The organism is Pseudomonas sp. OTU750018, from assembly GCF_011636575.1.
Taxonomy (GTDB): domain Bacteria; phylum Pseudomonadota; class Gammaproteobacteria; order Pseudomonadales; family Pseudomonadaceae; genus Aquipseudomonas; species Aquipseudomonas peli.
The window spans coordinates 215784-235863 of sequence record NZ_JAAPAU010000004.1; the positions used below are offsets into that span (position 1 = coordinate 215784).

Annotated in this window: 23 protein-coding genes; 11 read left to right on the forward strand and 12 right to left on the reverse strand. The window is 59.7% G+C overall.

What is annotated here, in order from left to right; translation table 11 throughout:
* Positions 1-11: 11 nt before the first annotated feature.
* The 9 genes from rapZ to HCI85_RS19730 form a co-directional block, all read right to left on the reverse strand.
* Entirely contained in the window at positions 12-869 is an 858-nt protein-coding gene (gene rapZ / locus HCI85_RS19690; protein WP_090255514.1) for an RNase adapter RapZ, read from the reverse strand.
* Between the two features lie 2 nt (positions 870-871).
* Positions 872-1345 carry a PTS IIA-like nitrogen regulatory protein PtsN gene (ptsN, locus tag HCI85_RS19695; protein ID WP_108488228.1) on the reverse strand — a complete coding sequence of 158 codons (474 nt, stop codon included), beginning with the start codon at positions 1343-1345 and terminating at the stop codon, positions 872-874.
* A gap of 15 nt (positions 1346-1360) precedes the next feature.
* Positions 1361-1669: a ribosome hibernation-promoting factor, HPF/YfiA family gene (gene hpf / locus HCI85_RS19700; protein WP_090255510.1), complete on the reverse strand. Its 309-nt coding sequence runs from the start codon at positions 1667-1669 to the stop codon at positions 1361-1363.
* A gap of 193 nt (positions 1670-1862) precedes the next feature.
* Complete coding sequence (locus HCI85_RS19705; RefSeq protein WP_160089126.1) at positions 1863-3377, reverse strand: RNA polymerase factor sigma-54; 1515 nt, start codon at positions 3375-3377, stop codon at positions 1863-1865.
* A 138-nt stretch (positions 3378-3515) separates the two neighbouring features.
* Positions 3516-4241, reverse strand: coding sequence for an LPS export ABC transporter ATP-binding protein (gene lptB, locus HCI85_RS19710; protein WP_090255506.1), 726 nt, complete (start codon positions 4239-4241; stop codon positions 3516-3518).
* A gap of 2 nt (positions 4242-4243) precedes the next feature.
* Positions 4244-4786, reverse strand: a complete 543-nt coding sequence (gene lptA, locus HCI85_RS19715; RefSeq protein WP_167147414.1) for a lipopolysaccharide transport periplasmic protein LptA — start codon at positions 4784-4786, stop codon at positions 4244-4246.
* Positions 4773-5342, reverse strand: a complete 570-nt coding sequence (gene lptC, locus HCI85_RS19720) for an LPS export ABC transporter periplasmic protein LptC (RefSeq protein ID WP_167147417.1) — start codon at positions 5340-5342, stop codon at positions 4773-4775. Before lptC ends, lptA begins: the two co-directional genes overlap by 14 nt.
* Before the next feature lie 7 nt (positions 5343-5349).
* Positions 5350-5877 carry a KdsC family phosphatase gene (locus tag HCI85_RS19725; protein ID WP_167147420.1) on the reverse strand — a complete coding sequence of 176 codons (528 nt, stop codon included), beginning with the start codon at positions 5875-5877 and terminating at the stop codon, positions 5350-5352.
* The gene (locus HCI85_RS19730; protein WP_090255499.1) at positions 5877-6851 is read right to left on the reverse strand and encodes a KpsF/GutQ family sugar-phosphate isomerase; all 975 of its coding nucleotides are present in this window, start codon (positions 6849-6851) and stop codon (positions 5877-5879) included. The genes HCI85_RS19725 and HCI85_RS19730 overlap by 1 nt, the downstream gene beginning before the upstream one ends.
* A 246-nt stretch (positions 6852-7097) precedes the next feature.
* Between HCI85_RS19730 and HCI85_RS19735 the strand changes: the two genes are divergently transcribed.
* From HCI85_RS19735 to hisC, 10 genes are all read left to right on the forward strand, one after another.
* Complete coding sequence (locus tag HCI85_RS19735) at positions 7098-7907, forward strand: ATP-binding cassette domain-containing protein (RefSeq protein WP_160089118.1); 810 nt, start codon at positions 7098-7100, stop codon at positions 7905-7907.
* Positions 7907-8704 carry a lipid asymmetry maintenance ABC transporter permease subunit MlaE gene (mlaE, locus tag HCI85_RS19740; RefSeq protein WP_090255496.1) on the forward strand — a complete coding sequence of 266 codons (798 nt, stop codon included), beginning with the start codon at positions 7907-7909 and terminating at the stop codon, positions 8702-8704. The genes HCI85_RS19735 and mlaE overlap by 1 nt, the downstream gene beginning before the upstream one ends.
* The gene (gene mlaD / locus HCI85_RS19745) at positions 8704-9174 is read left to right on the forward strand and encodes an outer membrane lipid asymmetry maintenance protein MlaD (RefSeq protein ID WP_090255493.1); all 471 of its coding nucleotides are present in this window, start codon (positions 8704-8706) and stop codon (positions 9172-9174) included. Before mlaE ends, mlaD begins: the two co-directional genes overlap by 1 nt.
* A gap of 14 nt (positions 9175-9188) precedes the next feature.
* Positions 9189-9821 carry an MlaC/ttg2D family ABC transporter substrate-binding protein gene (locus HCI85_RS19750; RefSeq protein ID WP_167147423.1) on the forward strand — a complete coding sequence of 211 codons (633 nt, stop codon included), beginning with the start codon at positions 9189-9191 and terminating at the stop codon, positions 9819-9821.
* The gene (locus HCI85_RS19755) at positions 9818-10126 is read left to right on the forward strand and encodes an STAS domain-containing protein (protein ID WP_167147426.1); all 309 of its coding nucleotides are present in this window, start codon (positions 9818-9820) and stop codon (positions 10124-10126) included. Before HCI85_RS19750 ends, HCI85_RS19755 begins: the two co-directional genes overlap by 4 nt.
* A 121-nt stretch (positions 10127-10247) precedes the next feature.
* Positions 10248-10487, forward strand: coding sequence for a BolA family protein (locus HCI85_RS19760; protein ID WP_090255487.1), 240 nt, complete (start codon positions 10248-10250; stop codon positions 10485-10487).
* 12 nt (positions 10488-10499) lie between these two features.
* Positions 10500-11765, forward strand: coding sequence for a UDP-N-acetylglucosamine 1-carboxyvinyltransferase (murA, locus tag HCI85_RS19765; RefSeq protein ID WP_090255485.1), 1266 nt, complete (start codon positions 10500-10502; stop codon positions 11763-11765).
* Positions 11766-11769: 4 nt separating this feature from the next.
* A complete protein-coding gene (hisG, locus tag HCI85_RS19770; protein ID WP_090255484.1) occupies positions 11770-12405 on the forward strand; it encodes an ATP phosphoribosyltransferase in 636 nt (211 codons plus the stop codon).
* A gap of 124 nt (positions 12406-12529) precedes the next feature.
* Positions 12530-13840 carry a histidinol dehydrogenase gene (gene hisD / locus HCI85_RS19775; protein WP_167147430.1) on the forward strand — a complete coding sequence of 437 codons (1311 nt, stop codon included), beginning with the start codon at positions 12530-12532 and terminating at the stop codon, positions 13838-13840.
* Positions 13841-13900: 60 nt separating this feature from the next.
* Positions 13901-14953, forward strand: a complete 1053-nt coding sequence (gene hisC, locus HCI85_RS19780) for a histidinol-phosphate transaminase (protein WP_167147433.1) — start codon at positions 13901-13903, stop codon at positions 14951-14953.
* A 56-nt stretch (positions 14954-15009) separates the two neighbouring features.
* On the opposite strand, the gene HCI85_RS19785 is transcribed toward hisC, so the two are convergent.
* The 3 genes from HCI85_RS19785 to algW all read right to left on the reverse strand — a co-directional run bounded on the left by HCI85_RS19785 (position 15010) and on the right by algW (position 19085).
* Positions 15010-15738, reverse strand: coding sequence for a DUF4198 domain-containing protein (locus HCI85_RS19785; protein WP_167147436.1), 729 nt, complete (start codon positions 15736-15738; stop codon positions 15010-15012).
* Positions 15739-15761: 23 nt separating this feature from the next.
* Complete coding sequence (locus HCI85_RS19790; RefSeq protein ID WP_167147439.1) at positions 15762-17846, reverse strand: TonB-dependent siderophore receptor; 2085 nt, start codon at positions 17844-17846, stop codon at positions 15762-15764.
* A 96-nt stretch (positions 17847-17942) separates the two neighbouring features.
* Positions 17943-19085 carry a Do family serine endopeptidase AlgW gene (gene algW, locus HCI85_RS19795; protein ID WP_090255473.1) on the reverse strand — a complete coding sequence of 381 codons (1143 nt, stop codon included), beginning with the start codon at positions 19083-19085 and terminating at the stop codon, positions 17943-17945.
* A gap of 111 nt (positions 19086-19196) precedes the next feature.
* On the opposite strand from algW, the gene HCI85_RS19800 reads away from it, so the two are divergent.
* Entirely contained in the window at positions 19197-19955 is a 759-nt protein-coding gene (locus tag HCI85_RS19800; RefSeq protein WP_167147443.1) for a Nif3-like dinuclear metal center hexameric protein, read from the forward strand.
* The last annotated feature ends 125 nt before the right edge of the window (positions 19956-20080 follow it).

Genomic DNA, 20080 nt, shown 5'->3' on the forward strand with positions numbered 1-20080 from the left:
GCGGCAATTCCTTAGCTGAGGTCGCGGTGGCGAGTCTGAACGTTTTTCAGGATGGGTTTGAGGGTTTCCCCCAGGCGGTTGGCCAGGTACACCGAGCGGTGGTGGCCGCCGGTGCAGCCAATCGCCACCGTGACATAGGCGCGGTTGCTGGCGGCAAAGCGCGGCAGCCATTTGGTCAGGTAGGCGAGGATGTCCTGGTACATGTCTTCGACATCGGCCTGGGCTGAGAGGTAGTCGACTACCGGCTGGTCGAGGCCGGAGAAGTCGCGCAAGTCCGGCTTCCAGTAGGGATTGGGCAGGCAGCGCACATCGAATACCAGATCAGCATCCACCGGCATGCCGCGCTTGAAGCCAAAGGACTCCAGCAGAAACGCGGTACCTGGCTCTGGCTGATTGAGCAGGCGCAGCTTCAGGCTGTCGCGCAGCTGGTACAGGTTGAGGTGAGTGGTGTCGATCTTCAGGTCGGCTAGGTCGATGATCGGCCCTAGCAGCAGCGCTTCATCGGCGATGGCTTCAGCCAGCGAGCGACTCTCGTTGGTCAGCGGGTGGCGTCTGCGGGTTTCCGAGAAGCGCTTGAGCAGGGTTTCTTCGTCGGCATCCAGATAGATCACATCGCACTTGATGTGCCGTGCGCGAACTTCTTCAAGCAGCTCGGGAAAGCGCTTGAGGTGGCTCGGCAGGTTGCGCGCATCAATCGACACCGCGACCTGCGGATGCAGCAGTTCGGTGTGCAGCAGGGCGCGCTCAGCCAGTTCAGGCAGCAGCCCGGCTGGCAGGTTGTCGATGCAGTAGAAACCGTTGTCCTCAAGCACATCGAGGGCGGTGCTCTTCCCGGAGCCGGAGCGACCGCTAACGATGATCAGGCGCATGCTCAGGCTCGGTTGAGTTGGCTTTGTACGTCCACAACCACCTGATACAGGGCTTCGCTGCTTTCGGCTTGGCGCAGGCTGGCACGCACATCGCTGCGATCGAGCATGCTGGCGATCTGCCGGAGCAGTTCTAGGTGAGCGTCGGTGGCAGCTTCGGGCACCAGCAGAACAAACAGCAGGTCCACAGGCGCACCGTCGATGGCGTCGAAGTCTACTGCAGCGTCCAGGCGCAGCAAGGCGCTGATCGGCGCGGTACAACCCGGCAGGCGACAGTGCGGAATGGCAATGCCATTGCCGAAACCGGTCGAGCCAAGTTTTTCCCGGGCTATCAGGCTTTCGAAGATGTCTTGGCCGTCCAGGTCAGGTAGCTCACGGGCCACCAGGTTGGCAATCTGTTCGAGGACACGTTTTTTGCTGCCGCCCGGCACGTTCACTAAAGAACGGCCGGGGGTCAGGATAGTTTCAAGTCGGATCATAGGAGGTAGACGATGTCAGCGGGCCATAGCGCCCTGTTGACGTTCGAGCTGTTTTTCCTTGTGTTTGATGAGTTGTCGGTCGAGTTTATCAGTCAGTAGATCGATGGCTGCGTACATGTCTTCATGTTCGGCATTGGCGACGACTTCACCGCCAGCAATGTGCAGGGTCGCTTCGATTTTCTGTTTGAGTTTCTCGACCTCCATGGTGACTTGTACATTGGTGATCTTGTCGAAGTGGCGCTCCAATCGGCCGAGTTTTTCGGCGATGTAGTCGCGTAGGGCGTCGGTCACATCCAGCTGGTGTCCACTGATGTTGACTTGCATACCGCTTTCTCCTTGTTGCCGTGTGTAAGAGGCAGGCATGAGGCCTGCCGCCGGAACACTGTGGCGTGGAAGACTCGGGTAGAACGAGCCTGGCACGGTCGCTGATTGCATGTTGGCAGTATGGCTGCTTTTGCGAAAAGGCGAGGCCTGGGCATGTTCTGTCTGGGTTGATGTCTTCCTTCTTCGTGCCGCCTTAGATCAATCGTTTGCGCTCACTGGAAGGCGCTATTCCGAGGGACTCACGGTACTTGGCGACCGTGCGGCGAGCGACTTGAATGCCCTGTGCTTCCAGTAAACCAGCGATCTTGCTGTCACTCAACGGCTTTTTCGCATTTTCCGCGGCGACCAGTTTTTTGATGATGGCGCGGATTGCCGTGGACGAGCATTCGCCGCCTTCAGAGGTGCTGACGTGGCTGGAAAAGAAGTATTTCAGCTCGTAAATGCCACGCGGGGTGTGCATGAATTTCTGCGTGGTCACCCGCGAGATGGTCGACTCGTGCATGCCCACCGCTTCGGCAATATCGTGCAGCACCAGGGGTTTCATTGCCTCATCGCCGTAGTCGAGGAAGCCGCGCTGGTGTTCAACGATCTGCGTGGCCACTTTCATCAAAGTTTCGTTGCGGCTTTGCAGGCTTTTGATAAACCAGCGCGCTTCCTGCAGCTGGTTACGCATAAAGGTGTTGTCGGCGCTGGAATCGGCGCGTTTCACAAAGCCGGCGTATTGCGCGTTGACCCGCAGGCGCGGCATGGCTTCCTGGTTGAGTTCAACCAGCCAGCGCTCGTTGTGTTTGCGCACGATTACATCGGGTACCACGTATTCCGGCTCGCTGGATTCGATCTGCGAGCCAGGGCGCGGGTTGAGGCTTTGAATTAGGTCGATAACCTGGCGCAGCTCGTCTTCTTTGAGCTTCATGCGGCGCATCAACTGGCTGTAGTCGCGGCTGCCGAGCAGGTCGAGGTAGTCGCTGGCCAGGCGCTGAGCTTCGCTTAGCCAAGGGGTTTTCGCCGGCAGCTGACGCAGTTGCAGAAGCAGGCACTCGCCCAGGTTGCGCGCGGCGATACCGGTGGGCTCGAATTGCTGGATGCGGTGCAACACGGCTTCGACTTCGTCGAGCTCGATGTCCAGTTCCGGGTCGAAGGCCTCGACCACTTCTTCCAGGGTTTCTTCCAGGTAGCCCTGTTCGTTGATGCAGTCGATCAGGGTGACGCCGATCAGTCGATCCTTATCGGACATCGGGGCCAGGTTGAGCTGCCAGAGCAGGTGGCTTTGCAGGCTCTCACCGCTGGAGGTGCGGGTAGTGAAATCCCACTCGTCATCATCGTTGGTGCTGCTGGGCAGGCTGCTGGCGCTGGTCTGGTAGATATCTTCCCAGGCGGTATCGACGGGCAGCTCATTGGGAATGCGTTCGCCCCAATCGCCTTCTTCCAGGTTGTCCACGGTCTGCGTGGCTTCCTGGTAGTTGGTTTCCTGATAGGGCGCTTCGGGCTGTTCGCTGGGGCTGGCGCTTTCTGCGCCATCAGCCATAGGGTCCGAATTGTCGAAATCATCGCCATCTTCCTGGCGTTCGAGCATCGGGTTGGACTCCAAAGCCTCCTGGATCTCTTGCTGAAGATCCAGGGTAGACAGTTGGAGCAGGCGGATGGCCTGTTGCAGCTGCGGTGTCATCGTCAGCTGCTGGCCCATTCTCAGGACTAGCGATGGTTTCATTGCAGACCTTATTTACCGGCGTCTGTGCGCAATCCACAACAGGGCGTTTTCAAAAAGCGCCACTAGGAAGCAAATTATATGCCTGACTTTAAGGGTTTTGCCTAGCCTTGGCTGCAGTCGGCTTGAGAAAAGCGGTGGTTACAGCCGGAACTCATGCCCCAGATACACTTCTTTGACTGTCTGGTTGGCCAGAATGGCCTCGGCATCACCCTCTGCGATCAGCTGGCCATCGCTGACGATATAAGCGGTTTCGCAGATATCCAGGGTCTCGCGCACGTTGTGGTCGGTGATCAATACACCGATACCCTTGGCCTTGAGGTGGTGGATGATCTGCTTGATATCGCCGACGGAAATCGGATCGACACCGGCGAAGGGTTCGTCGAGCAGGATGAACTTGGGGTTAGTCGCCAGGGCGCGGGCAATTTCCACGCGGCGGCGCTCACCACCAGACAGGCTCATGCCGAGGTTGTCGCGGATATGGCTGATATGGAATTCCTGCAGCAGGCCTTCAAGTTCCTTGCGACGAGCGGCACCGTCCAGGTCCTTGCGGGTTTCCAGGATGGCCATGATGTTGTCGGCGACGCTGAGCTTGCGGAAAATCGAGGCTTCCTGCGGCAGGTAGCCAATGCCGGCGCGAGCGCGGCCATGCATGGGCTGATGACTGACGTCGAGATCATCGATCATCACGCGACCCTGATCGGCCTGTACGAGGCCGACGATCATGTAGAAACAGGTGGTCTTGCCGGCGCCGTTGGGGCCAAGCAAGCCGACAATCTGCCCGCTGTCGATACTCAGGCTGACGTCGCGCACAACCTGGCGGCCTTTGTAGCTCTTTGCCAGGTGTTGGGCTTTCAATGTGGCCATTATTACTGCGCCTGCTGGTCGGCTGGTTTGTTCTTCGGCTGGATCACCATGTCGATGCGCGGACGTGGCGCGGTGACGTTGGTGCCTGTGGCGCGGCCGGCGTTGACGATCTGGCGCTGGGTGTCATAGACGATTTTTTCGCCTTCGAAGGTGTTGCCTTCCTGAATCACCTTGGCCTGATCGATCAGGACGACGCGTTCGTTGGCCATGAAGTACTGAATGGTCAGGCCGTAAGCCTTGACGATCTGCTTGTCGGCTGACGGTAGTTGCTCGTAATAGGCCGGCTTGCCGACGGAGGTAAATACCTCGACATCGCCTTGGGCATTCTGGGTGATGGTCACGGTGTCGCCAGTGACCTTCATGGTGCCCTGGGTGATGACGACATCACCGCGGTAGACCGCTACGCCTTGCTTGTCATCAAGTTCCGCGCTGTCAGCCTGGATGCGGATAGGCTGTTCGCGATCGGAGGGTAGGGCCCAGGCGCTGACACTTCCGACTGCGGCGCTGAGGCTGAGTAGTAGGGGGAGGGTGTTAACGAGCCTCATGCTGACCTCTTACGTTGGACAGCAGGAGCATCCTGCCGTCATTCATGTACGCTTTCATTCCTTTTGCCGTGGTCACCCCATTGGCCGCGTCGATTCTAACGGCTTGCTGGGTCTGCGCATATTCCTTCTCGGGGAATACGGTCAGGCGGCTGGTGGTAAGAATAGTCGGACGGCCTTTGGCGTCGGTACGCTCAACGCGCACCTTGTCGATCAGCTCGACCTCAACCCCGCCTGGCGATACTTCACCGCGCTCGCTGCGGATTTTCCAGGGCAGCTCGGTACCGCGGAACAGGTTCATATTCGGGCTGGTCATCAGGGTGATGTCGTTGGCCTTGACGTGCTCGACCTTGTCGGCCTTCAACTCATAGTGCAGTTTGCCATCGGCCTGGTATTGAACGGTGTAGGTGTTGGTGGCGTAAAAGTCGATGGTGGTGTCGGTCTCAGCTGACTGAGGCTGTTCGTTGAAACTGTCAGGGCTGAGGTTCCAATAGCCGAGCGCCGCTACCACTAGTGCGACAAAGGCAAACAGGACAATGTTGAATAATTTGCGGGGCATGTTTGGCCTATAGGTAAGCAGCTTGGGCGGCTTCGAGGGTGCCTTGGGCGTGCATGATCAGTTCGCAGAACTCGCGGGCGGCGCCTTCGCCTCCGCGGGCGCGGGTAACCCCATGGGCGTGCTGGCGGACAAAGTTGTCGGCGCTGGCAACAGCCATGCCCAGGCCGACGCGGCGAATCACCGGCAGGTCGGGCAAGTCGTCACCGAGGTATGCAACCTCTGCATAGTTTAGGCCCAGTTCACCAAGCAGTTCATCAAGAACTACCAGCTTGTCTTCGCGGCCTTGATAGAGGTGCTGAATCCCCAGATTTTGCGCGCGGCGTTCAACCACGGGTGTTTTGCGGCCGCTGATAATCGCGGTGCGCACGCCGGAGTTGATCAGCATCTTGATGCCATGACCGTCGAGGGTGTTGAACGTCTTGAATTCGCTGCCGTCGACCAGAAAATAAAGCTTGCCGTCTGTGAGGACGCCGTCGACATCGAAAATGGCCAGTTTTATGGCTTGAGCGCGTTGCAGCAGGTCGGCATCGATCATCACATCACTCCGGCACGGAGCAGATCGTGCATGTTCAGTGCGCCGATGGGCAGATCGTTTTCGTCGACAACGACCAGTGAGCTGATCTTGTGGTCTTCCATGATTTTCAAGGCCTCTGCCGCCAGCATGTCTGCACGGGCAGTCTTGCCGTGGACGGTCATTACGTCATCGATAATGGTCTGGCGCACGTCGATATTGCGGTCCAGGGTACGGCGCAGGTCGCCGTCAGTGAATATCCCGGCTAGGCGACCGTCATCCTCTGTTACCACGGTCATGCCCAGGCCTTTCTGGGTCATTTCCAGTAGTGCATCACGCAGCGATGTACCGCGCTTGATGCGTGGCAGGTTGTCGCCGGCGTGCATCACGTTGTCCACCTTAAGCAGCAGGCGTCGGCCCAGTGCGCCGCCCGGATGGGAAAAAGCAAAATCTTCGGCGGTAAAGCCGCGAGCTTCGAGCAAGGCTACGGCAAGAGCATCGCCTAGAACCAGTGACACGGTAGTCGACGACGTTGGCGCCAGGTTCAGTGGGCAGGCTTCCTGAGACACGCGGGCGTCCAGGTTGACTTCAGCGGCAGTGGCCAGCGGAGAGTCTGGATTGCCGGTCATGCTGATCAGGCGGATGCCGAGGCGTTTGATCAGCGGCAGCAGGGTCACAATTTCTGCGGTAGAGCCTGAGTTGGATAGTGCCAGTACCACGTCATCGCGGGTGATCATGCCCATGTCGCCGTGACTCGCTTCGGCCGGGTGCACGAAAAATGCAGTGGTGCCGGTGCTGGCCAAGGTGGCGGCAATCTTGTTGCCAACGTGGCCGGATTTGCCCATGCCGAGTACCACTACGCGACCCTTGCTGGCGAGAATCAGCTCGCAGGCGCGCACAAAATCATCATTGATGCGCGCCAGCAGATCCTGAATAGCTTCGAGCTCCAAGCGAATGGTGCGCTGCGCTGACTGAATCAGATCGGTTGATTGGCTCATGACTTCTCTGCGGCGTACGGGCTAAAAGCTGCCGATTATAACGGTAAAGGTGCGCCTGCCCAGTGTTTCCATTTGTGGGTTGTTTGCAGGAACTGTGCGGCGCTTATCTTCGGCAACACCTTCAGTCTTGGGCGGTCAGTGCCGCAGTGGTATAGTTCGCGGCCATTTTCGGTACGTTCGACGATCTGTAGTGCCCTTTGTTCGGGGCGATACGTCAGTCAGGCAAGCGTTGAGCAAGGAGTCCAGATGAGCGCCGAGAACCCGTATGCGGTTGAGCTGAAGAACGTCAGCTTCAAACGTGGCGAGCGGGATATTTTCAAAAACATCGACATCCAGATTCCCCGTGGCAAAGTCACGGGGATCATGGGCCCGTCTGGCTGTGGCAAAACCACGCTGTTGCGCTTGATCGCGGCTGAGCTCAAGCCGAGTCAGGGTGAGGTTTGGGTCAACGGGCTGAACTTGCCGACGCTGTCGCGCAGTGAGCTGTTCGACATGCGCAAACAGATGGGCGTGCTGTTCCAGAGTGGTGCGCTGTTTACCGACCTGGACGTGTTCGAGAACGTTGCCTTTCCCCTGCGCGTGCACACCAAACTCCCTGAAGAGATGATTCGCGACATTGTCCTGATGAAGTTGCAGGCGGTGGGCCTTCGTGGTGCGCTGGAGTTGATGCCGGATGAGCTCTCGGGCGGCATGAAGCGTCGTGTGGCATTGGCTCGAGCGATTGCCTTGGACCCACAAATACTGATGTATGACGAGCCTTTCGTCGGCCAGGACCCGATTGCCATGGGCGTTCTGGTGCGACTGATTCGCCTGCTGAGCGATGCGTTAGCGATCACCAGCATTGTGGTGTCTCATGACCTGGCGGAAACCGCCAGTATTGCCGACTACATCTATATTGTGGGCGACACCCAGGTGCTGGGGCAGGGCACGCCGGCGGAGTTGATGGCCTCGGATAATCCGCGCGTGCGTCAGTTTATGCAGGGCATCCCCGATGGCCCGGTACCGTTTCACTTTCCGGCGGCCAATTACCGCGACGATCTTCTGGGGGGGCGCTGATGCGCAAGACATCTGTGCTCGAGCGGGTGCGCCTGTTCGGTCGCGCCGGTATTGATGTGGTGGCCACGCTGGGGCGCTCGGTGCTGTTTTTGCTGCGTGCGCTGTTGGGGCGTGGCTCGACCGGTAACAGTTTTCAGCTACTAATCAAACAGCTGTATTCGGTTGGGGTGATGTCTCTTGCCATCATTGTGGTGTCCGGCATCTTTATCGGCATGGTGCTGTCGCTGCAGGGCTTCAGCATTCTGGCCAAATACGGTTCCGAGCAGGCGGTGGGGCAAATGGTCGCCCTCACACTGCTGCGCGAATTGGGGCCAGTGGTTACTGCCTTGCTGTTTGCCGGTCGCGCCGGTTCGGCGTTGACTGCGGAAATCGGCAATATGAAATCCACCGAGCAGCTGTCGAGCCTGGCGATGATCGGCGTTGATCCGCTCAAATATATTGTCGCGCCGCGGCTTTGGGCCGGTTTTATCTCGATGCCGCTGCTGGCGATGATCTTCAGTGTGGTCGGTATCTGGGGCGGTGCGATGGTCGCCGTCGACTGGCTGGGGGTTTATGAAGGTTCGTTCTGGGCCAACATGCAAAGCAGTGTTTCATTCCGTGAAGATGTGCTCAATGGTGTGATCAAGAGTGTGGTCTTTGCGTTTGTTGTGACCTGGATTGCCGTGTTTCAGGGCTATGACTGTGAGCCGACTTCGGAAGGGATTAGTCGTGCTACCACGAAAACCGTGGTGTACGCCTCGCTCGCCGTGCTGGGGCTGGACTTTATTCTGACTGCTTTGATGTTTGGAGATTTCTGATGCAGAACCGCACGCTGGAAGTGGGTGTCGGCTTGTTCCTGTTGGCTGGGTTGTTGGCCTTGTTGCTGCTGGCCTTGCGCGTGAGCGGCCTGACTGTTGGCAGCAGTGAAAATACCTACAAGGTGTATGCGCACTTTGAGAATATCGCGGGGTTGACGGTCAGATCGAAAGTGACCATGGCCGGCGTGACGATTGGTAAGGTCACCGCCATTGATCTGGACCGCAACAGCTACATGGGACGCGTCACCATGGTGTTGGATGATGCCGTGGATAACTTGCCGGCAGACTCTACCGCCTCGATTCTGACCGCGGGCTTGTTGGGCGAGAAATACATTGGTATTAGCGTGGGCGGCGAAGAAGAGGTGCTGCGTGATGGCAGCACCATTCACGACACGCAGTCGTCGTTGGTGCTGGAAGACCTGATTGGTAAGTTTTTGCTGAATTCGGTCAACAAAGACCAGGCAAATTAAGAGGGGTGCTGACTATGTTCAAAACGCTGCGTAACGGTTTGTTTATCTGCCTGGCCGCCATCTCATTCCAGGTCTTGGCAGCTCCAGCCGCTCATGAAGTGGTACAGCAGACCACCACCACGCTACTAGCAGACCTCAAGGTCAACAAAGAGCAGTACCGTACCGATCCGGGTGCGTTTTACAACGCCCTGAACAGCATTCTCGGCCCGGTAGTGGATGCTGATGGTATGTCTCGTGGCGTGATGACCGTGCGCTACTCGCGCCAGGCTTCGCCTGAGCAGATGCAGCGTTTTCAGGAGAATTTCAAGCGCAGCCTGATGCAGTTCTATGGCAATGCCCTGCTGGAATACAACAATCAGGACATTCGCGTCCTTCCAGTTGCGGGGCAGCAGGACCCAGAGCGTACAGCGGTTAATATGGAGATCAGGGACGGCAAGGGCGTGGTTTACCCGCTGTCTTACACCATGGTCAGCCTCGATGGCACCTGGAAGATGCGCAACGTGGTGATCAACGGCATTAACGTCGGTAAGTTATTCCGTGATCAGTTCGCCCAGGCCATGCAAGACAATCGCAATGACCTGGACAAGGTCATCGACAACTGGACCGAGACCGTTGCCAAAGCCCGCCAAGGGGCCAATGCATCGTGAGTCAAGCCAGTATCCGTGAGGCGTCACCTGGCGTTTTTAGCCTTACCGGCGTACTCGATTACCTGAGCGCGCCAGCGCTGCGTGAGCACGGTGCGCGCCTGCTCAAGGTCAGTCCGGCGGCGGCATGCGTGATTGATTGCGCGGGTGTGGAGAAATCCAGCAGCGTCGGGCTGTCGCTGTTATTGGCGTTTATGCGTGATGCCAGTGCGGCCGGCAAGACCCTGAACGTGAGTAATCTGCCCAAGGACATGCGCGAGATCGCTGGCGTTTGCGGTTTGCTGGAGATTCTACCGCTGCAAGCCTGATCAAGGCTTCGGTCGGCTGGCAGTAATGCGGGGTTCGCAGGCGGGGGGCTTTTTTGTATGATGCTCGACCCGCGAGCGTCTGCTCGGCTGTCGTTAATTTATGCGTTGATCGAGGTTGAGCATGCAGGCCTTAGAAGTAAAGAGTCTCCTTGAGGCTAAATTGCCGGATACCCAGGTGGAAGTTGAAGGCGAAGGCTGCAACTTTCAGCTGAACCTGATCAGTGACGAATTGGCCGCCCTTAGTCCGGTCAAACGCCAGCAGCAGATCTACGCTCACCTCAATGCCTGGATCGCCGATGGCAGCATTCACGCCGTGAGTATGAAATTCTTCAGCCGTGCCGATTGGGCCGCGCGCTCCTAAACCGAGAGAATCATGGACAAACTGATTATTACCGGCGGTGTGCGCCTTGATGGCGAAATCCGCATTTCCGGGGCGAAGAACTCTGCCCTGCCGATTCTCGCCGCCACCCTGCTCGGTGACGCGCCTGTCACTATCTGCAACCTGCCGCACCTACACGACATCACCACCATGATCGAGCTGTTCGGTCGCATGGGCATCGAGCCGATCATTGACGAGAAACTCAGCGTCGAAGTCGACGCGCGGGCCATCAAGACTCTGGTTGCGCCCTATGAGCTGGTGAAAACCATGCGCGCCTCGATCCTGGTGCTCGGCCCGATGGTCGCGCGCTTTGGTTATGCCGAAGTGGCCCTGCCGGGTGGCTGCGCCATCGGCTCGCGTCCGGTTGACCTGCACATCCGTGGCCTCGAAGCCATGGGCGCGATCATCGATGTAGAGGCCGGCTACATCAAGGCCAAGGCTCCTGAAGGCGGCCTGCGTGGCGCGCACTTCTTCTTCGATACCGTGAGTGTGACCGGTACTGAAAACATCATGATGGCCGCGACCCTGGCCCGTGGCCGCAGCGTGCTGGAAAACGCCGCGCGCGAGCCGGAAGTGGTCGACCTGGCTAACTGCCTGATTGCCATGGGCGCGAAAATCAGCGGTGCTGGTACTGACACCATCACCATTGATGGCGTCGAGCGTCTGCACGGTGCGCGTTTCAGCGTGATGCCTGACCGTATCGAAACCGGTACCTACCTGGTGGCGGCGGCTGTCACGGGCGGCCGCGTCAAAGTGAAAGACACCGATCCGACCACCTTGGAAGCCGTACTTTCCAAGTTGCAGGAAGCCGGTGCAGAAGTGACCTGTGGTAATGACTGGATCGAGCTGAACATGCATGGCAAGCGGCCGAAAGCCGTCAACCTGCGCACCGCTCCGTACCCGGCGTTCCCCACCGATATGCAGGCGCAGTTTATTGCCCTCAATGCAATTGCCGAAGGTACCGGCACGGTGATCGAAACCGTGTTCGAAAACCGCTTTATGCATGTGCATGAAATGATCCGCATGGGCGCGCAGATCCAGGTCGAGGGCAACACCGCCATCGTCACTGGGGTCGAGAAGCTCAAGGGCGCGCCCGTCATGGCCACCGACCTGCGAGCGTCGGCCAGCCTGGTGATCTCGGCACTGGTCGCCGAAGGTGACACCCTGATCGACCGCATTTACCACATCGACCGTGGTTACGAGTGCATCGAAGAGAAATTGCAGTTGCTGGGGGCGAAGATTCGCCGCGTGCCGGGCTAAGACCATGCTGACCATTGCTCTTTCCAAAGGCCGGATTCTCGATGACACCCTGCCGCTGCTTGCTGCGGCGGGCATTGAGCCGACCGAGAACCCGGATAAAAGTCGCAAGCTGATCATCCCGACCACTCTGGATGATGTGCGCCTGCTGATCGTGCGTGCCACCGACGTGCCGACTTATGTCGAACACGGCGCGGCCGATCTCGGCGTGGCTGGTAAAGATGTGCTGATGGAATACGGCGGCCAGGGCTTGTATGAGCCGCTGGACCTGCGCATTGCCCAATGCAAGCTGATGACCGCCGGTGCTGTTGGCGCACCAGAGCCGAAAGGCCGTCTGCGAGTGGCCACCAAGTTCGTCAATGTGGCCAAACGGTATTACGCCGAACAGGGCCGTCAGGTCGACATCATCAAGCTGTATGGCTCGATGGAGTTGGCGCCGCTGGTGGGATTGGCTGACAAGATCATTGATGTGGTTGACACCGGTAACACCCTGCGTGCCAACGGCTTGGAAGCTCAGGAGCTGATCGCCATGATCAGCTCGCGGCTGATCGTCAATAAGGCGTCGATGAAGATGCAGCACGCGCGCATTCAGGCGTTGATCGACACCCTGCGCGATGCGGTTGAAGCGCGACACCCCCGCTAATACCCTCAACGCGGCATTACGCCGCGTCTGCCTATCCGTGTCATAGCCAATTATCTCGGGCGTCCATACGGTGGGCTTGGTAGCCTAGCGACGCCCGAGCATTTGCCAACTTAAGAGGCCCGCTATGACCGCTCCAATCGCTATCCGCCGACTCAATGCCGCTGACCAGGGCTTTGCCCAGCATCTGGATCATCTGCTGAGCTGGGAAAGTGTCTCGGACGACGCGGTCAACCAGCGCGTGCTTGATATCATCAAGGCGGTGCGTGAGCGCGGCGATGCGGCGCTGGTCGAGTTCACCAAGCAGTTCGATGGCCTGGATGTTGCGTCCATGGCGGATCTGATTCTGCCGCGCGAGCGTCTGGAACTGGCCCTGACCCGCATCACGCCGGAGCAGCGCAGCGCCCTGGAAAAAGCCGCCGAGCGCGTGCGCAGCTACCACGAGCGGCAGAAACAGGATTCCTGGACCTACACCGAAGCCGACGGCACGGTGTTGGGGCAGAAGGTCACCCCGCTGGACCGCGCCGGTCTGTATGTGCCGGGTGGCAAGGCGTCCTATCCGTCTTCGGTGCTGATGAACGCCATCCCAGCCAAGGTCGCCGGTGTGCCGGAAGTGGTGATGGTGGTGCCAACCCCGCGTGGCGAAATCAATGAGTTGGTGCTGGCGGCCGCCTGCATCGCCGGCGTCGACCGAGTATTCACCATCGGTGGTGCGCAAGCCGTCGCAGCGTTGGCCTATGGCACCGAAAGCGTGCCCCCGGTGGACAAGATCGTCGGCCCGGGCAATATCTACGTCGCCACGGCTAAGCGCCATGTGTTCGGCAAGGTCGGTATCGACATGATCGCCGGGCCGTCGGAAATTCTTGTGGTCTGTGACGGCCAGACCGATCCGGATTGGATCGCCATGGACCTGTTCTCCCAGGCCGAGCACGACGAAGACGCCCAGTCGATCCTGGTCAGCCCGGATGCCGCCTTCCTTGATCGCGTCGCCGAAAGCATTGCCAAACTGCTGCCGACCCTGGAGCGCGAGACGATTGCACGCACCTCACTGGAAGGCCGTGGCGCGCTGATTCAGGTGGCCGACATGGCTCAGGCCATTGAAGTGGCCAACCGTATCGCGCCGGAGCACCTGGAGCTGTCGGTGGAGAACCCTGAGGAATACCTGCCGCTAATTCGTCACGCTGGTGCGATCTTTATGGGCCGTTACACCGCCGAGGCCCTGGGTGACTACTGCGCCGGCCCTAACCACGTGCTGCCGACCTCGGGTACCGCGCGTTATTCCTCGCCGCTGGGGGTGTACGACTTCCAGAAGCGCTCGTCGATCATTCATTGCTCGGCCGAAGGCGCGTCGGAGCTGGGCAAGGTTGCCAGCGTGCTGGCCCGTGGCGAGTCGCTGACCGCCCACGCCCGTAGCGCCGAATACCGCATCAAGAACTGAATTTTCAGGGCGCGCGAGGCGCGCCTCACCCCAGAATCGAATTCGAGGAGAGAAGGGCAGATGAGCAAATTCTGGAGCCCCTTCGTCAAAGACCTGGTGCCTTATGTGCCAGGTGAACAGCCGAAACTGGCTAAGCTGGTCAAACTAAACACCAACGAAAACCCCTATGGTCCGTCGCCCAAGGCCATCGCCGCCATGCAGGCCGAGGTCAATGACAACCTGCGCCTGTACCCGGACCCGAACAGCGACCGCCTGAAACAGGCGGTGGCTGACTATTACGGCGTGCAGACCGCTCAGGTATTTGTCGGCAACGGTTCCGACGAGGTGCTGGCGCACGCCTTCCACGGACTATTCCAGCACGGCCAGCCGCTGCTGTTCCCGGATATCAGCTACAGCTTCTACCCGGTGTACTGCGGCCTTTATGGCATCGATTTTGTACAGGTGCCGCTGGATGAGCAGTTCCAGATTCGCGTTGAGGATTACGTGCGGCCCAACGGCGGCATTATATTCCCCAACCCCAATGCGCCGACTGGCTGTGGGCTAGCGCTGGAGGCGATCGAGCGTTTGCTCAAGGCGAACCCGGATACCGTGGTGCTGGTGGATGAAGCCTACATCGACTTCGGCGGTGAAACGGCGATCAGCCTGGTGAATAAATACCCCAACCTGCTGGTCAGCCAGACCCTGTCCAAGTCGCGCTCGCTGGCCGGATTGCGGGTCGGCATTGCGGTGGGGCATCCGGACCTGATCGAAGCGCTCGAGCGGATCAAGAACAGCTTCAACTCCTACCCGTTGGACCGTATGGCGATTGCCGGCGCGGCCGCAGCCTTCGAGGACAAGGCGTACTTCGAGCAGACGTGCCAGCGGGTGATCGAAAGCCGTGAGGCTGTGGTGGCTGGGCTGGAAAAGCTCGGCTTTGAGGTGCTGCCATCACAGGCGAACTTCGTGTTTGCCCGCCATCCGGACAAGGACGCGGCGACTCTGGCGGCCGGTTTGCGTGAGCAGGGCGTGATCGTGCGTCACTTCAAGCAGCAGCGTATTGCCCAGTTTCTGCGTATCACCATCGGTACGTCGGAGCAGAATCAGGCGCTGTTGGACGCGCTGCAAGGTCTTTAACTGGCAGTCGTAAAAAAGCCGGAGCACTGCTCCGGCTTTTTGTTATCTGCGAAGCCTTACTCGTGGTGCGCTGCACCGAGGAAGGTCAGCGAGGTAAACAGACCGCGCGTCTCGATGTCCTTGTCGCCTTTGACTGGCAGGTCGATGGACGCGCTGATGATGTTCAGCCCTTCGTTGCGCACCAGTACCTGGGCGCGGCCGTCGGCATCGGTGGTGGCGCTGACCTGGTGCGGCGCGCCACGGTAGTCACCGATCAGCTCGACCCCCGCAGCTGGTTTGCCATCTACCAGTACCCGCACGGCCAGCGGCTTGCCGGGGCCGACCTTGAGTGGGTCGACTTCCGGCAGGATAACCATCTTCAATTGATCCAGCTTCGGCAACGTGGCGCCTTCCTGGTAAATCGCCAGGCTGTACTTGAACGTGTGCAGTGACTCGGTCGAGTTCGGCACTTTGCTGCGGCCCTGATTGATCCACTGCTTGTCCGGGGTTAGCGACCAGGCGCCGTTATCCAGGGCTACGCCGAGCACCGCCGGGGTTTTCAGCGGTTGCAGGCGGGCGTGATCCTCCAGGCGCTGGACGGTCACCGGGATCATCTTGCCGGCGGCGTCATAGGCCCAGGCGCCGCTGATTTTCTCGGCCTTGAAGGCGGCGTCTTCCGCACCGTGGCCGTAGATGGTTTCGATATGGCCGCGGCGCTGTTCGGTCCACAGGCCGTGTGCCTGGACCTGCCCGGCGAGCAGGGCGGCAAATAGCGCGGTGAGCATGGTGGGTTTGACGGTACGCATACTGGGGTTCCTTGAGTGGTGGGTCAGAGATTGAGGGTCAGGCTGAGGCTGAGGTTGCGCGGATCGCCAGGCATGACCCAGACGTTGTTGTAGGCGCGCTCGTAGTACTCGCGGTCGAACAGGTTGTTGAGGTTCAGGCCGATGCTCAGGTCTTCATTGGCCTGGTAGCGCGCGAGCAGGTCGACGGTGCTGTAGGCCGGCAATTCGAAGTCGCTGCCGGCTTGCCCCGAGCGATCCCCTACATAGTTGAGTGCGGCGCCGATATCCGAGCCGCGCAGACGGCCTTCCTGAAACTGGTAGACGGTCAGCAGGCTACCGCTGTGGCGGGCGACGCCGAGCAGCTTGCTGCCGACCGGCAGGCTGTTGTCTTCGGTGACTTCGGCATCGATAAAGGCGTAGGCGCCAATGATGCGCACGGCATCGCTGAGCTGGCCGCTGAACTGCATATCCAGGCCCTGGCTGCGCGCTTTGCCGGCCGCGATGCTGTCGCCGGGGTTGGCCGGGTCGGCGGTCAGCACGTTTTCCTTGTCGATATGAAACAGCGCGATGGTCGCGCCCAGGCGGCTGTCGAGCAGGTCGAGCTTCAGCCCGGTTTCATAGCCCAGGCCCTTCTCCGGTTTGAACACCGTGCCCTGGCTGCTGATGCTGTTGGGCTTGAACGAGGTGGAGGCGTTGGCGAACACCCCGATTTGCGGCGTCAGCTGATAGAGCAGCCCTGTGCGCGCGGTGGCGACATCCTTGTTCTGCTCATTGCTGACCCGGGTGCTGCGGTTCAGCGCGGTCTGTTCGAAGCGCTCGAAGCGCGCGCCGATCAGGCCACTCAGGCGTTCGCTGAAGCTGATCTGATCCTGCAGGTTGAGGGCAAAGCTCTCGGTGTGCTCAAAGAAATCGTTGGGATTGACGATGGCCGGCTTGGCCTGGCCGTACTGCGGTTGGTAGATGTTCTGGCCGTAGCCCAGTGTGGTCGCGCTTTGCGGGTACTTTTGGCTATTGCGGTAGTTCTCGTACTCCAGCCCGGCGAGGGTCTGGTGCTGCCAGCTGCCGAGGTTGAAGCTGCCATGCAGTTCGGCTTGGGTGATGCTGTCGTTCCATTCGAAGCTGCGCTGGCGATAGAAACGCGTCAGGGTGTCGCTAATCAGGCGTGACGGCTCGGAGCTATTGCCTTGCAGGCGACCTTGGGCGTAGTGGTTGGCCAGGCGCAGCTTCCAGCTGTCATTGAGGTAATGCTCAAGGCTGACCTGCAGCATCTGGTTGTCGTTGCGGATGCTGCCGTCGTTCGGTTCGCCCATAAACGTGGAGTCTTTCACCGCGCCCATGCGGTTGTTCACCGCCGGGATACCACGGTCGAACACCGACTCGGTGCGGGTGAATTCGCTCTCGATCAGCAGCAGGGTGTCGGGGTTCAGCTGCCAACTCAGCGACGGACTGACGATCTGCCGTTCGCTGCCGACATGGTCACGAAAGCTCTGGTTGTCCTCGACCGCCAAGTTGATTCGCGACAGCAGGGTGGCGTCGTCATTCAGTGGGGTGTTGACGTCCAGGCTGCTGCGATAACGGTCCCAGCTGCCGGCGCTGGCCTTGAGCTGGCTGAAAGCTTCGGTCTGGGGTTTCTTGCTGACGATATTGATCATGCCGCCGGGGTCGCCACGGCCATACAGGCTGGCAGCCGGGCCTTTGAGTACTTCGATGCGCTCAATGCCGGAGGCGTCCGGCGAACTGTAGCTGCCACGATTGATGGCGAAGCCGTTCTTGTACAGCTCGCCGGTGGTGAAGCCGCGCACGCTGTAATTGAGGAAGGTCAGGCCGCCGAAGTTGTTTTGCCTAGACACGCCGCCAGCAAAGTCCAGAGCGCGGTCTATGCGCGAGGTACCCAGATCATCGAGCACCTGTGCGGGTACCACATTGATGCTCTGAGCAATCTGGGCAATCGGCGTATCGGTACGCGTCGCGCTGGCCGAACGGGTGGCGCGGTAACCCTGAACCGGGCCATCTGCGCGTTCCTGGCGGGCGGTGACGGTGGTGGCAGAGAGCTCAACGGGGTTTTCTGCTGCTGCAGCAAAGGTGCTGGGAAGCAGCAGGCTGGCGAGTAAGGCGTGGGCGGCGCGCAAGGGGAGACATCCTTCTGTTGTATTTAATGTAATAACATAACATTAAAATTGAGAGGAGTTATCGCTTGCGTTGCGCAAAGTTAAAAAGGATGAGGGTTAGCTGCCGTTGACGGGCGGTCTTACACCGATCTCAGCGGTCAGTTTCAGGGGCTTGCCGTTGCGCAGGATGTCGATGCTGATCTTCTCACCCGGCTTGGCACGCGCCACCTGGTTCATCGAGCGGCGGCCATCGCCGGCGGCTTCACCATCGATGCTGAGGATCAGGTCGCCTGGCTGCAGGCCGGCTTTCTGCGCGGGGCCGTCGCGGTAAATACCGGCCACGACGATCCCGGGGCGACCGTCCATTCCGAAGGATTCCGCCAGCTCTGGGGTCAACGGTTGTACTTCGATGCCTAGCCAGCCGCGAATCACCTGGCCGTGTTCGATGATCGCCTGCATCACATCCATCGCCAGTTTCACCGGGATGGCAAAGCCGATGCCTTGTGAGCCGCCGGATTTGGAGAAAATTGCGGTATTGATACCCACCAGGTTGCCGTAGGCATCCACCAGGGCGCCGCCGGAGTTGCCTGGGTTGATCGCTGCGTCGGTCTGGATAAAGTCTTCGTAGGTGTTGAGGCCCAGCTGGTTGCGCCCGGTGGCGCTGATGATGCCCATGGTCACGGTTTGGCCAACGCCGAACGGGTTGCCGATGGCCAGGCTGACGTCGCCAATGCGGATATTGTCGGAGCGACCGAGGGTGATAAACGGCAGATCCTGCAGGTCGATTTTCAGCACCGCGAGGTCAGTTTCCGGGTCGCTGCCAATGATGCGAGCCAGGGTTTCACGCCCATCTTTCAGGGCCACGACGATCTGATCAGCGCCCGCGACCACATGGTTGTTGGTCAGCAAGTAGCCTTCCGGGCTCATGATTACTGCCGAGCCGAGGCTCGACTCCATGCGCCGCTGCTTGGGTAGGTTATCGCCGAAGAACTTGCGAAACTGCGGGTCCTCGAACAATGGATGCGCAGGTTTGTTGACGAACTTGGTGGTGTACAGGTTGGCGACGGCCGGCGAGGCCAGGTTCACCGCGTCGGCATAGGACACTGGACCTTCCTGCATGCGGCTGTAGAACGGCGCCTGGCGCACGTGCACGTCCTGCCCCGGCAAGCCGACCCACTGGGGGAAATATTGCATGATCAGCAGTGCCGACAGCACGCCGACCAGCAGGGGCCAGCCGAGGAAACGCAGGGCCTTGAACATCGATCCAATCCTGAGGGTTGCCGGGGGCGGATGCGCCCCTTAAGGTGCGCCATTATAGAGAGGTGGCTGCGAATAAAGCAGCGCCCGCACACCTGTTGATAAGGAAACCCTATGGCCATTGCTCTGGCGACCCTGGTGGACGAAGCCGACCGCTACCTGAATGCCGCGCGCATCAGTGATTACTGTCCCAATGGCCTGCAGGTCGAGGGCCGGCCGCAGGTGCGGCGTATCGTCAGCGGCGTGACCGCCAGTCAGGCGCTGATCGAGGCCGCCGTTGAAGCCGATGCTGATGTGCTGCTGGTGCATCACGGTTACTTCTGGAAGGGCGAAAACCCTTGTATCACCGGGATGAAGCGCCGCCGTCTGCAGACCCTGCTGGCCAACGACATCAGCCTGCTGGCCTATCACCTGCCACTGGATGTGCACCCCGATGTTGGCAACAACGTGCAGCTGGCCGCTCAGCTGGGTATTACCGTGGAAGGCCCGCTGGAGCCGGAAAATCCGCGCACGGTTGGCCTGCTCGGCTCGCTAGCCGAGGCCATGAGCCCGCGCGATTTCGCCCGCCATGTGCATCAGGTGCTTGGCCGCGAACCCCTGCTGGTAGAAGGCAACGAGATGATTCGTCGAGTCGCTTGGTGCACCGGCGGCGGTCAGGGGTATATCGATCAGGCGATTGCCGCTGGGGTTGATCTGTACCTAACCGGTGAAGCCTCCGAGCAGACCTTCCACAGCGCCCGGGAAAATGGCATCAGCTTTATCGCCGCCGGCCATCACGCCACCGAGCGTTACGGTGTGCAGGCGCTGGGTGATTATCTGGCGCGGCGCTTTGCTATTGAGCATCTGTTTATTGATTGCCCAAACCCAATCTGAGGTGCAATTACCGCCTTCCCGGCAGGTATAAAGCTAGATCGTTTCGATCTAACTGGGCCCCTGATTAGAAGTGGGTGCTGTGCTAGAGTGCGCCCTCGTCCACGGCCCGCCGGCCCAAACACATC